16 protein-coding genes and 3 tRNA genes are annotated in these 12,430 nt (G+C 40.7%); 9 read left to right on the top strand and 10 right to left on the bottom strand.

The genetic code is table 11. The features are described 5' to 3' along the window. Positions 1-27: 27 nt before the first annotated feature. The gene (locus tag J671_RS23560; protein ID WP_004812228.1) at positions 28-960 is read right to left on the bottom strand and encodes an IS5-like element ISAha3 family transposase; all 933 of its coding nucleotides are present in this window, start codon (positions 958-960) and stop codon (positions 28-30) included. Between the two features lie 132 nt (positions 961-1,092). Between J671_RS23560 and J671_RS23555 the strand changes: the two genes are divergently transcribed. Beyond that, positions 1,093-1,731, top strand: coding sequence for a hypothetical protein (locus J671_RS23555; protein ID WP_023188106.1), 639 nt, complete (start codon positions 1,093-1,095; stop codon positions 1,729-1,731). A 40-nt stretch (positions 1,732-1,771) separates the two neighbouring features. Here the strand turns inward: J671_RS23555 and hisF are convergent, their stop codons facing one another. Further along, a complete protein-coding gene (gene hisF, locus J671_RS23550; protein ID WP_031983681.1) occupies positions 1,772-2,530 on the bottom strand; it encodes an imidazole glycerol phosphate synthase subunit HisF in 759 nt (252 codons plus the stop codon). A 112-nt stretch (positions 2,531-2,642) separates the two neighbouring features. On the opposite strand from hisF, the gene J671_RS23545 reads away from it, so the two are divergent. From J671_RS23545 to J671_RS23535, 3 genes are read left to right on the top strand one after another with little or no spacing between them, the layout of a single operon-like run. After that, positions 2,643-3,593 carry a homoserine kinase gene (locus tag J671_RS23545; protein WP_031983680.1) on the top strand — a complete coding sequence of 317 codons (951 nt, stop codon included), beginning with the start codon at positions 2,643-2,645 and terminating at the stop codon, positions 3,591-3,593. Positions 3,594-3,604: 11 nt separating this feature from the next. Further along, a complete protein-coding gene (locus J671_RS23540; RefSeq protein WP_031983678.1) occupies positions 3,605-4,234 on the top strand; it encodes a DUF1294 domain-containing protein in 630 nt (209 codons plus the stop codon). A 36-nt stretch (positions 4,235-4,270) separates the two neighbouring features. Next, complete coding sequence (locus J671_RS23535) at positions 4,271-4,666, top strand: DUF4870 family protein (RefSeq protein ID WP_004705102.1); 396 nt, start codon at positions 4,271-4,273, stop codon at positions 4,664-4,666. A 32-nt stretch (positions 4,667-4,698) separates the two neighbouring features. Here J671_RS23535 and J671_RS23530 read toward each other — a convergent pair whose 3' ends face one another. Next, positions 4,699-5,601, bottom strand: a complete 903-nt coding sequence (locus J671_RS23530) for a DMT family transporter (protein WP_031983677.1) — start codon at positions 5,599-5,601, stop codon at positions 4,699-4,701. A 97-nt stretch (positions 5,602-5,698) separates the two neighbouring features. On the opposite strand from J671_RS23530, the gene J671_RS23525 reads away from it, so the two are divergent. After that, a complete protein-coding gene (locus J671_RS23525) occupies positions 5,699-6,250 on the top strand; it encodes a helix-turn-helix domain-containing protein (RefSeq protein WP_031983675.1) in 552 nt (183 codons plus the stop codon). A 70-nt stretch (positions 6,251-6,320) separates the two neighbouring features. On the opposite strand, the gene hisA is transcribed toward J671_RS23525, so the two are convergent. From hisA to hisB, 5 genes are all read right to left on the bottom strand, one after another. Continuing rightward, on the bottom strand, positions 6,321-7,052 hold the full coding sequence (gene hisA, locus J671_RS23520; protein ID WP_002052186.1) for a 1-(5-phosphoribosyl)-5-[(5-phosphoribosylamino)methylideneamino]imidazole-4-carboxamide isomerase: 732 nt from the start codon (positions 7,050-7,052) through the stop codon (positions 6,321-6,323). A gap of 94 nt (positions 7,053-7,146) precedes the next feature. Continuing rightward, positions 7,147-7,788 (bottom strand): 3'-5' exonuclease, encoded by a 642-nt coding sequence (locus J671_RS23515; protein WP_031983674.1) that lies wholly within the window; start codon positions 7,786-7,788, stop codon positions 7,147-7,149. Positions 7,789-7,872: 84 nt separating this feature from the next. Next, positions 7,873-8,421: a DUF805 domain-containing protein gene (locus J671_RS23510; RefSeq protein ID WP_031983672.1), complete on the bottom strand. Its 549-nt coding sequence runs from the start codon at positions 8,419-8,421 to the stop codon at positions 7,873-7,875. A gap of 152 nt (positions 8,422-8,573) precedes the next feature. Next, entirely contained in the window at positions 8,574-9,191 is a 618-nt protein-coding gene (gene hisH, locus J671_RS23505) for an imidazole glycerol phosphate synthase subunit HisH (RefSeq protein WP_002052198.1), read from the bottom strand. Then, positions 9,191-9,784, bottom strand: a complete 594-nt coding sequence (gene hisB / locus J671_RS23500; protein ID WP_000194096.1) for an imidazoleglycerol-phosphate dehydratase HisB — start codon at positions 9,782-9,784, stop codon at positions 9,191-9,193. Before hisB ends, hisH begins: the two co-directional genes overlap by 1 nt. A gap of 102 nt (positions 9,785-9,886) precedes the next feature. Here hisB and J671_RS23495 point away from each other — a divergent pair, with 102 nt between their 5' ends. From J671_RS23495 to J671_RS23480, 4 genes are all read left to right on the top strand, one after another. Further along, positions 9,887-10,270 carry a GNAT family N-acetyltransferase gene (locus J671_RS23495; protein ID WP_002052206.1) on the top strand — a complete coding sequence of 128 codons (384 nt, stop codon included), beginning with the start codon at positions 9,887-9,889 and terminating at the stop codon, positions 10,268-10,270. Positions 10,271-10,375: 105 nt separating this feature from the next. After that, positions 10,376-10,451, top strand: a tRNA-Phe gene (locus tag J671_RS23490). Between the two features lie 126 nt (positions 10,452-10,577). After that, positions 10,578-10,653 (top strand) — tRNA-Phe (locus J671_RS23485). Between the two features lie 126 nt (positions 10,654-10,779). Further along, a tRNA-Phe gene (locus J671_RS23480) sits at positions 10,780-10,855 on the top strand. A gap of 170 nt (positions 10,856-11,025) precedes the next feature. Here J671_RS23480 and J671_RS23475 read toward each other — a convergent pair. Continuing rightward, complete coding sequence (locus tag J671_RS23475; protein WP_004884764.1) at positions 11,026-11,457, bottom strand: GNAT family acetyltransferase; 432 nt, start codon at positions 11,455-11,457, stop codon at positions 11,026-11,028. A 129-nt stretch (positions 11,458-11,586) separates the two neighbouring features. After that, a partial coding sequence (locus tag J671_RS23470; protein WP_031983671.1) for an acetyl-CoA hydrolase/transferase C-terminal domain-containing protein occupies positions 11,587-12,430 on the bottom strand: 844 nt, incomplete at its 5' end.

Here is a 12,430-nt window from a genome sequence, read left to right as displayed (position 1 = left end):
GCTGAGTTCTCCCCAATCCATTCAAATTTAAGACACAACTTGGGTGCGAGGTCTACCTAATTCCGTAAATCTATTCAGAACTGCCACACGCGCATGAATTTCATTGACCTGACTTTGAAAATGTCTTGCCGTCAGCCTATCACCTAATAATTTGATGCAATGCATCTTGGTTTCCACCAAACTACGACGGTGATAACCCGACCATTTTTTCCATAGGGTTCTGCCTAAATGTTTAACCGTTTGAAGTAACTCATTTCGTTCTATTGAACTTATTTTAGAATCTTTCCAGGGCTTGGCATTCTTTCTGGGTGGAATTACTGCATGTGCTTGACGATCTGAAATCACTTTTCTGCAGCACTTCGTGTCGTACGCGCCATCGGTATAGACAGAATCTATTCGCTCATCTAGTGGAATTTGATCCAGTAAATCACCTAGTACTTGTGAATCACTGACATTATTTGTAGTAAGCTGAACGGCACGTATTTGCAGTGTTTCAGCATCTATACCAATATGCAGTTTACGCCATTGCCGACGGTATTCAGGCTGATGTTTTTTACGCTTCCATTCGCCTTCACCTAAAAACTTTAAACCCGTAGAGTCGACAAGTAGGTGTAACCCATCATGACTTTTCTGATAGCTTATCGCAATATCAATATGCTTTTGTCGTCTACAAAGGGTGGAGTAATCTGGTGCTGTCCAATTCAAGCCACAGAGTTTAATCAGGCTTTGAACAAAGCCAGTAACCATACGTAAAGAAAGACGGAATAGAGATTTGATCATTAAACAGCATTGAATCGCTGTATCGGAATAAGTTTGATTTCGTCCTTGCTTGCCTTGTGGTTGTGCATACCATTGCGTCTTAGGATCAAACCAGATTGAAATATTTCCTCGCTTGATTAAAGCTTGGTTATACGAGGACCAATTGGTTGTACGATAGATTTTAGGTGTAGGCTTCTTCATCTGGAAATTATATTACTGAAGAAGCCTTCAAGAATAGCTTTGTGCAACAAAGCCCAATGAAACCATAAATTCTGGTCAATACCTAGCATAGCGAATTTTATATTCTAAATAAAAAGAAAAAGGAGTAAGGCGATGCTAAAAGGGTTTATTGCAGGAATTGCAGTTGCGAATGCATTTGAATGGGTGGCGCATAAATATATTTTGCATGGTGTACACCGTGCTGGACAACCGCGTTATAGCCCAGTACCAAGAAGCATGGAGTCCCATTGGGCACACCATCGTGAAGTCCGTAAACAACAATTTCATGATGATTGCTATGTGGAAGGTGTTAGTAACTGGCGTACTAAAAATGAGTTAATTTCACTTGCTGTGGTGGCAACCGTTTCAAGTGCAATGTTTTACCCATTTTCAAAAGGAATGGCGCTTGCAGCTTGGTATAGTGCAGGAAATTATTACTATATTCATCGCCGTGCACATTTAGAGCCTGACTGGGCAAAGCGTAAAATTCCGTGGCATTACGACCACCATATGAACTCGAACCAAGACGCCAACTGGTGCGTGACCAAACCTTGGTTTGATTATGTGATGGGTACACGTGTGGTATCTTCGGCAGACCTAAAAGAACAAAACCCTTTGGGGATAAGGTTACCTACTATGCTTGCTAGACCACTCTCTCAAGCTGTAGAAAAAATTTTCCCTGCAAAATGGGTCGAGAAAAAAGAAAAGCCTCAACTCGTTAGTGACATCAATATGGTCGATGGCGCTGCATAAAAAATAAAGGGGCATATTGCCCCTTTAAATATAAATAAGCTTACAAGCGCATTTCGATGCCTTGTTCAGCTAAATATTGTTTAGCTTCTGGAATCGTATATTGGCCAAAGTGGAAAATACTTGCTGCCAATACTGCATCGGCACCACCTTGTAAAATACCGTCTGCAAGGTGTTGTAAGTTACCTACACCGCCTGAGGCAATCGTTGGAATAGTAACGCGGTCATTAATGGCACGCATTAAAGCAATATCGTAACCTGCTTTAGTGCCGTCGGCATCCATACTGGTAATGAGTAACTCACCCGCACCGTAGTCAGCCATTTTTACAGCCCATTCAATCGCATCAATACCCGTTGGTTTACGGCCACCATGAGTAAAGATTTCCCATTTGTTGTCGCCAGTTTTTTTGGCATCGATCGCAACCACAATACATTGCGCGCCAAAATGCTGTGAGGCTTCTTGAACAAATTCCGGATTAAATACGGCAGCCGAGTTAATACTCACTTTGTCTGCACCTGCATTTAATAACGCACGAATATCTTCAACCTTACGTCCTCCACCACCGACAGTTAAGGGCACAAATACAGTCTCGGCCATACGTTCAACAGTACGGTAAGTGGTATCGCGGCCATGATGTGTAGCGGTAATGTCTAAGAAAGTAATTTCGTCTGCACCTTGTTCGTTATAGCGACGAGCCACTTCAACAGGGTCGCCTGCATCACGAATATCGAGGAATTGAACGCCTTTAACTACGCGTCCGTTATCAACGTCTAGGCAAGGAATAATACGTTTAGCAAGCATAGCTTTTTCCAAAAATAATCGCCGTTGGTGAAAGTTCCTACACAGGCGCTACACCTTCATGGAGGGAAGAGGTATTCTATCAAACTTCACAGATGTTTTTTGCAGGTTTTCCATGTCGGTTTATACCCCGTTGAGTTTAGATGAAGTTCGCACCTTTGCTGCACCTTATGGATTAGAGGTGTTGGAGCTGAACCCAATTCAGGGAGGTATTCAAAACACCAATTATTTTTTGGTTGATGTAAACCGCAAACAATATGTACTTACCGTGTTTGAAGAGTTAGATGCCAAAGGGGCAGGTGAACTTATTCCTGTACTTGAACAATTAGGCACTCATGATGTACCCGTTGCCGTGCCATTAAAGCATAGCGGCCAAGCGGTTCACGTTATTGCAGAAAAGCCTGCACAGATTGCACCACGTCTTATGGGGCACCATCCCATGCAAACCACAGTAGCCCAAGTTGCGGCAATTGCAGATGCACAAGCGAAACTGCATGTGGCTTTACAAGATTTTCCGCTTGAGCGTGAATATCGACGCGATCATCAATACTGGACAGGCGTTGCAGAGCAGCTTAAGCCAAATATGACTCAAGATGACCAAGCTTTACTTGAGCAGGTCTATCAAGCGTTTAATGCGAAAACAGCACAGTATTCAAACCGACCAACAGGTTTTATTCATTCAGATTTATTCCGCGACAATACATTGTTTGAAGGTGATCAATTACAAGGTATCTTAGATTTTTACGAGTTAAATCAAGATGAATTACTGTTTGATATTGCGATTACCATCAATGATTTTTGTACCGAATATCCAGCAGCACATTTAAACACAGACAAAGTGGCAGCTTACTTAGCGGCATACCAAAAAGTTCGAGTGCTTACTTCAGATGAACTTGAATGTTTAGATGTATTCTTAGCAATGGCAGCGTGCCGTTTCTGGTCAATGCGTTTGCAAGTTGCTCAAAAAAATAAAGAAGAAGGACGTACAGGCGACGACATTTTGCAAAAAGATCCGCAAGAAATGCGAGCAATGATGCAAGACCGTTTAAGTCATGTAAAAGCATAAAAGGAATAAAGATGCGAGATCAGGGGCGATTAGTCGAATGGTTCGACGAAAAAGGTTATGGCTTTATTCAGCCAGATGATGCTGAAAAAGAGCGAGTCTTTTTGCATATCAAAGATTTTGCACGCCCCGGACCTCGGCCAATTATTGGTTGTGCACTAGAGTATTTGGTCATTTTAGATGAGCGAGGTCGCTTCCGTGCCCAGCAAGTCACTTATTTAAAGGCATCACAAACGCGTAAAGCTTCAAAGTCAGCAAAAACAGAATCTTCATTTCAGGCAAAACCATGGTCTGCCATGCAAATGGGCATCGTATTTTATTTTGTTCTAATGGGCATTATGAGTTTTATCCATGTTCTGCCAGCTTATACCTTATTGTTTATCTTAATGACGAATGTCTTAAGTTATTGGCTATATTCACAAGATAAAGAAGCCGCACAACTAGGCAATCGCCGTATTCCTGAACAGACTTTACATATTGTGAGTTTTTTAGGCGGTTGGCCAGCTGCATGGTGGGCACAACAAAAACTGAGACATAAAACACAAAAACAACCATTTCGTAAGATTTATTTTTGTACCATATTCCTTCATTTACTTTTGATTTTGTGGCTAATTTCTCCTTTAAACGTTTTGCGGGGATCATAAAAGTAAATTGTTTTATTAAACTTGAGAGGTATAAAAATGAATAGTTCTATCGACCAAGATCCAAATCGTACTTTAACACTTATTTTGTATGTACTTTATATTGTTGCCATTTTTACGGGCGGCTTACTTGCGATTATTGCTTTAATTATTAACTACGTAAAACGTTCCGATGTTCAAGGTTCAATTTTTGCGAGTCACTTTACTTGGCAAATCAGAACATTCTGGTGGTATCTCGCTTGGAATATTATTGCCTTTTTACCGTTTATTTTCTTGTTTTTTACAGGTGAAAATACCGATTTATTTGCAGGTGTTGCGATCTCATCGACCGTATTCTGTGTGGGCGTGATTACAGCGGCATGGATCTGGATCGTATATCGTGCAATTCGCGGTCTGATTGCGTTAAATGATAACCGCCCGATGTACCAACCTTAATAAATAAAAAAGAGAGCGTTAAGCTCTCTTTTTTATTCTCGAATTCTTTTAGTTTTTTTAATGGGTAACTTAAGTTTTAACTCACTGACTAAAACACCTAACACCACTAAAGCACCGCCAAAAAGGGCAATCAGTGGTAAACGCTCACCTGCGATTCGGCCAATAACCCCAGCCCAAACAGGTTCTCCTGCATAAATAATCGCAGCACGTGAAGGATCGACCATACGCTGAGCCCAGTTCATCACAAATTGAATCAGTGCACTTGCTAAACCTAATGTAACAGCTGTAAGTACAAGCGGCCATGAAAATGCTGGAATCGTTTGCTCGCCCACCACAGGCATAACGGCAAACGAAAGTAGAGATGCGACAGCAAGTTGAATAATGGTCACACGACGCAAATTTACCTTTCCAGCAAAATAACTAATAAAAATAATTTCTAAAGCAATCGCAACTGAGCCAAGTACTGTTAAAAGCTGCCCAAAACTTAATGAAATTTGCTCAAAACCATTCCCTGTCAATAAAACAAGACCAGCAAAAGCCAAAGCTGCTCCCACCCAAGTCATGACATGTGGCGTCTTTCTAAAGATGAGCCACATTAAAATAGGAACAAGTGGAACATAAAGCGCCGTTAAGAAAGCTGACTCACTACTCGGAATGGTTTGCAGGCCAATTGTTTGAGTTCCATAGCCGCCCACAATGACTAGACCAATCACACTACCAGCACCTAAGTCTTTTAACGTAACGCCTTTCATGCTTTTGAATGAAATAAGCAATAACGTTAGTGCTGCTACAGCAAAGCGGCAGCCTACAAAAAACATAGGCGATGTAAAATTCAGTGCATATTGCACTGTAAGAAATGTTCCGCCCCAAATCATAGTAATCAAAACGAGTGCTAACTGTGGGGCTTTGCTTGAACTCAAAGAAATTGGTGACATACTCAAAATTAGAATGAATTGTGCAATATACTGCACATATTGCGCTATTCTTCTGTTTTGTGCAATATATTGCTCAAATTTTCTGTACACCTATTCTATGAGCCATTCGAGTACCGTTTTACAGCACGTAGGCACAAATATTCGTTCATTAAGAGATGAGCGTGGTTTAAGCCAACAGGAATTAGCAGACCAGGCGGGTGTAAGTAGACGTACTATTGCTGCTTTAGAGACAGGACAAGTCAATATCAGCCTAGCTAAGCTCGATGCGATTGCGATAGTGTTGGGCGTAAACTTTAGAACGATTGTAAGTGCACCAGAGCATAAAGAACATGCGTTGGTTAATGTACTTGCTTGGCAAGGCGAAAAAGAAGAAAGTAAAGCTACTTTACTGGCTTCAGTTCCTTCCCGTTCTCAAGTTGAGCTTTGGACATGGTCTTTGGCAGTAGGGGAGTCTTATATTGCTGAAGCAGACCCAGAAGGGTGGCAAGAACTTATTTATGTATTAGAAGGTGAGCTAACCATACAATTTGTAGATAGCACAAAAACTATAGCTGCTGGTTCTTCAATTATATATGCCAGTTCAGTAACTTACACTTATATTAATAGTGGTAATCAAGTGCTTAAATTTATTCGTAATGTGGTGTATTGATTCGGAATATATTTTCATATCAATAAATAAAAAAAGAGCCTAAACAGGCTCTTTTTTTACATCTTAAAAATTAAAGGCGGTTTTCATCTAACAGAAGCTGAGCTTCACGAAGGTTTAGAGTGCCTTCATAAATTGCACGACCTGTGATTGCACCTAAAATGCCTGGTTTGCCTTTTAAGTTACGAACGTCATCAAGATTAGTTACGCCACCTGAAGCAATCACTGGTAAGCCAGAGTATTGAGCCAAGTTGACAGTTTGCTCAACGTTTACACCTTGCATCATGCCATCACGTGCGATGTCTGTATAAACAATGCTAGATACGCCTGCATCAGCAAAGCGTTTTGCTAAATCAGTTGCTTTTACGTCGGTAACGTTTGCCCAACCGTCAGTTGCAACCATACCATTCATGGCATCAATACCCACAATGATGTGGCCTGCAAAACGCTTACAAGCTTCTTCTACAAATTCAGGTTCTTGAACGGCTTTAGTCCCGATAATGACAAAAGTCACGCCAGCTTCTAAGTAGTGTTCAATTGTTTCTAATGAGCGAATACCACCACCAATTTGAATTGGTAACTCTGGCTGAGCTTTAGCAATTGCTTCAACAACAGGTTTATGGATAGGCGTACCTGCGAAAGCACCATTCAAATCGACCAAATGCAAACGACGTGCGCCTTCATTTACCCAATGCTGGGCAGTTGCAACCGGATCGTCAGAGAAAACGGTATCGTCTTCCATACGCCCTTGTTTTAAACGCACACATTTACCATCTTTCAGGTCAATTGCTGGAATGATTAGCATGCTTTCGCTCCTTGCTTCATCATGTTTATGAAATTGTGCACATCTTAGCAAAGTATTGATCAATCGCTAAGCCTTAGAAAAGACTTTTATAACTTTACGCATGAAGTGCGGTTTGAATCGTTTGTGAAATGTGAGCCGGTAATAGGTTTTGTTTACGCAGCTCTAAAAATACTAGTAAGGCAGCATAAGCATCAGCGGCGGCATAACTGATTTGCTGTGAGTTAAGTGGCTTTTGTGCCCAATTTGATGTTCCGACTTTTTTTGACTTTGCAAGATATTGTCCAAACAACAGTGCTACAGCTTTTTGTACACCCATTTGGTGTTTAAAACCAAAGTGACTAAAACTTTTGGCGAGGTCAATACTGCTTTCTAGCTCTATGCCTTTTTTATGAAAAATGTGCTTATCATTTTTAAGACCAAAGCCGACTTTAAGTTGTTTTTGGTTCGATAAAATAGGTTGTAAAAATTTTAAAGTCGATGAATTTACATGAAATAAATAGGCTTTATGTTCAGTGGCAAGTTGAATTAAGTGTGGACCTGTCGAGACTTCGCCCACTCGAAATGTCGGTTTAGATTCGGAATCAAATCCTAAAAAGATCGCTGCTTTTAATTCTTCTTCAATCGTTTTGCATTGCTCAATATTTTCAATCACCACAATATTTTGGTGGTTAAGATTTTTAAAAAGTGGAAGCTGCTGAATAGAGGCTTTATCAAGGAGGGACGGGGCTTCGGACATATTTCACAGCGTACAAATAAATTGAGCTATTCCCTTTATATATGAATAAAGCCTAGAGAACTAGGCTTTAGGAAACTTTAAAAATTATTGAGACTGAGATGGGGACCCAATGATAACGCTCTCGCTTTTTTCAACATAGCCTTCATAGGTAGGAGCCATGATTGTGGCAACAATAGCAAAAATGACTGCAAGTGGAATAAGTGCAATATAAATCCAGCCTAAAACACGTTCCCAGCTTGGCGTTGGACGCTTCGGTCCATAATCATTAGGGCCTTCAGTTCCTTTTGCACAAAATAAATAAACGGCAAGGCCAATGTTCACGACCGGTACGAGCATGAGTAAAGATAACCAACCTGTATTATTACGGTCATGCAAACGGCGAATAGTAAATACGAAGCTAATATAAATACCGACGATATAGAGAATGGCAATAGCGATGATGCCCGGCGCAGTAAAACCTGGGGTGCCCTCATTTTGTGTAAGACCGAAAGTAAAAATAATAAGTAGAACAGCAGCAGCGAGGGTTAACGTAAATAGGAAGGTCCAAGCAGCATAAGAGAGCCGTCCAAAACGTCCATTTGCCTTAAAGGGCGAATCTTGCTGAAGTGGCTGATTTTCAAAAGGTGAATTCATTGTGTTTATCCTGTTCATTTGGTTTTATTTAAAAGTATGAATATTCAATATTTTGTTGAATAAAATATCATTCTATAAATGATTGCTTGTTATTATAAATAAAAAAAAAGATCAGGCCATCTAGACCTGATCTGTTTAAAGCTTTTGTGAAATTAAATATTCCATTCCACAAAGTTTTTCAGTAACTGTAAACCTGCAGTGTGACTTTTCTCTGGGTGGAATTGAGTCGCAAATAAATTATCTTTGTGAATTGCCGTACAGAAGTTCACGCCGTATTCACATGTTGCAGCTACAAGATTTTCATCTTTCGGTTCAACATAATAGCTGTGTACAAAGTAGAAGCGAGCATCTTGATCAATGTTGTTCCACATTGGATGGCTTGGGTCCATTTGGTGAACTTGGTTCCAGCCCATGTGTGGGACTTTTAAGCCTTCCATTTGAGGGAAGTGTTTAACAACACCTTCAAAAATACCTAAGGCATCTACACCGCCATTTTCTTCAGAGCTTTGTAGAAGCGCTTGCATGCCTACACAGATTGCAAGAACTGGCTTATTAAAAGCAGCGTTGCGTACGACTTCATCAATACCTGCTTCACGCATGCCTTGCATACAGTCACGCATTGCCCCAACACCCGGGAAAACAATTTTGTCGGCTTGTGCAATTAATTTTGGGTCGTTAGTTACATCGACTGTAGCACCTACATGCTCAAGTGCTTTAGCAGCTGAGTGTAGATTGCCCATGCCATAATCAAGTAACGCGATACGTGTCATTAGAGGCTACCTTTTGTCGATGCAATCGTGTTTTCAGCACGTGGATCAATTTCACATGCCATACGCAAAGCACGCGCTAGTGCTTTAAATACACTCTCGATTTGATGGTGGCTATTTTTACCTTTCAAGTTATCAATATGTAAGGTCATAAGGGCGTGGTTTACGAAACCTTGGAAAAACTCGGAAAATAAGTCTACGTCAAAGGTACCGATGCGCGCGCGAGTAAATGGAATATCCATAAATAAACCCGGACGACCAGACAAATCTACAACCACACGAGATAAAGCTTCGTCTAATGGCGCATAAAAATGTCCATAACGACGTAAACCTTTTTTATCACCTAAAGCTTGTGCAAAAGCTTGTCCAAGCGTGATACCGCAGTCTTCTACGGTATGGTGATCGTCAATCTCTAAGTCTCCATCACAATGAATATCGATATCAAATAAGCCATGTCGCTTGATTTGATCAATCATATGGTCTAAAAATGGAACTCCGGTGTTTAGTGTGCCTTGACCAGTACCATCGAGATTTAAACGAACTCGAATTTTGGTTTCATTGGTATTTCTAACCACTTCACTGATACGTTGCGTCATGGACACGTTCCTCAAAAAACGTCAAAAATGATTGGATGTTAACGACAATTTCGCTGTGACGAATTCGTGACAGCATCATAGTTTGCTCAGGAGGGTTAATCAATGCCTATTACCGTACATGCTTATAGTTCTCTAGATAATTCAGAGATCCGCGATCAGCTTGAGCGACTGTATGACACAAGTCCGGAGTTTGGTGACGGGCACGATGCGATTGAACAACTTGAACAAGATTTACAGCAGTATACCACGCTATACACTGCCGAATTTAACACCAAAATTATAGGTGCAATCTGGTGTTCAGGACAAGGCGAAAGCAAGGTACTTGAATATATTGTTGTACACCCTGCTAACCGTGGTCGTGGGGTAGCTGAGCGCTTGGTAGAAGAAGCTTGTCGTATAGAAGAATCAAAAGGCGTTAAAATTTTTGAGCCAGGCTGCGGTGCCATTCATCGCTGTTTAGCGCATATTGGTAAATTGCATAGCTAAAATTCCATTTTTCCTGTACTTGTGATTTAAAATTAAACACTTGTTACAAAAAATACGGAAGTTGCTTGACGTCTTCTTATAAACATTGTTTAATACGCCCACTTCGGCGTGATAGCTCAGTAGGTAGAGCAACGGATTGAAAATCCGTGTGTCCCCAGTTCGATCCTGGGTCTCGCCACCATTATTTGTGTTTTCAATCCCTGATCCCATCAGGGATTTTTTTTAAGTATAAAAAATACTCATTTAAATCAGAAACTCAGGATAATTGTTGACTATTGTTCTGAGATGCGGCTTAATACAGGCCATCGGCGTGATAGCTCAGTAGGTAGAGCAACGGATTGAAAATCCGTGTGTCCCCAGTTCGATCCTGGGTCTCGCCACCATTATTTGTGTTTTCAATCCCTGATCCCATCAGGGATTTTTTTTAAGTATAAAAAATACTCATTTAAATCAGAAACTCAGGATAATTGTTGACTATTGTTCTGAGATGCGGCTTAATACAGGCCATCGGCGTGATAGCTCAGTAGGTAGAGCAACGGATTGAAAATCCGTGTGTCCCCAGTTCGATCCTGGGTCTCGCCACCATATTCGAAAAAGCCCCATACTTTAAAGTATGGGGCTTTTTTCATGCCTATTTATTTAATAAAAAATATTAAGACTTCACTTGTGTATAAATCTCATTTTATCCACAAGCAAACTCACTTATCCCCAACAATGTTTGAACTTTCTAGAAATGGCTCAACTGAAATTTGTCTTTACTCGTGAGGACTATCATTAATGAGTCGTTTTCCTAAACATACGGCTTCTACTTCGTCATAACCGAGCTGTTCGTAAAAGTTCAGCACATTTAGATTGTCTTTACGCACCAATAATTGAAGTTTTGGGCAGCCACGAGCGATAAGGCGCTTTTCAAGCTGCTGAACAAGCGCTGTAGCGATTCCTAAGCGTTGTTGGTGGGGATGAACAGCCAAATAGTTAATCCAGCCTCTATGACCGTCATAGCCGCCCATGAGCGTGCCAATCAATTCCTCATCTTTAATAGCAACCAAAAACAAATCATCCTGTTGTGAGACTTTTCTAAATATATCGGTTTCAGGATTATTCCATGGACGGGTTAGGTCGCAGCTTTCCCATAAATTGACCACATCATCCAGATCTGCATTTGTAAATTGACGAATAATAAACATATGGATTTCTACTTTTTGTTTTGATGTATTGAAAAGATAAAATAAAAATACGCAATTGAGCAGTAGTTGTGAATAATTTAAACAAATAAAAAAGCACCCCCGTAGGAGTGCTTAAATTAAAAATATTGCTTACGCTGATTTTGCAACAGGTGCCGCTTGAAGCATTTGACCTGTTTCTTCGAAGTTTGCATGCCAAGACAATGCTTCACGAAGTAAATGAGGAGTATGTCCACCTTTGGCACAGGCACGATCAAAGTAGTCGTTCAATGCATCACGGTAAAGCGGATGCACACAGTTATCAATAATTGCGCGAGCACGTTCACGAGGTGCTAAGCCACGTAAGTCTGCTAAACCTTGCTCTGTTACTAAAATATCAACGTCGTGTTCACTGTGGTCAACGTGGCTTACCATTGGCACAATAGAAGAGATATCGCCACCCTTAGCAATTGATTTGGTCACAAAAATTGCCAAGTGAGCATTACGAGCGAAGTCGCCTGAACCACCAATACCGTTCATCATTTTAGTACCACATACGTGAGTTGAGTTCACGTTGCCGTAAATATCAAACTCAAGTGCAGTGTTAATGCCGATAATACCTAAACGACGTACAAGCTCAGGGTGATTCGAAATTTCTTGTGGACGAAGTACTAATTTGTCTTTGTAAGCTTCGATATTGCCAAAAACTTTCTCACCACATTTAGCTGAAAGGGTAATTGAGCTACCAGAAGCAAACTTCATTTTACCTGCATCAATGAGTTCAAAAGTACAGTCTTGTAGTACTTCTGAGTACATGATGAGGTCTTCAAAATTAGAATCTTTTAAACCTGTTAATACTGCATTGGCAATTGAACCGATTCCTGCTTGTAATGGACCAAGGTTCTTAGGTAAACGGCCTTCAGCAACTTCTTTTTCAAAGAAAGCAATCAGGTGATTTGCGATGCCTTGAGTCTCATCATCTGGAGGAGTGACTGTT

Origin of the sequence: Acinetobacter sp. 1130196 (assembly GCF_000588095.1) — a bacterium.
Lineage (GTDB): Bacteria > Pseudomonadota > Gammaproteobacteria > Pseudomonadales > Moraxellaceae > Acinetobacter > Acinetobacter nosocomialis.
Note: the sequence above shows the minus strand (reverse complement) of the source record. Positions and strands in the feature narration are given on the sequence as shown.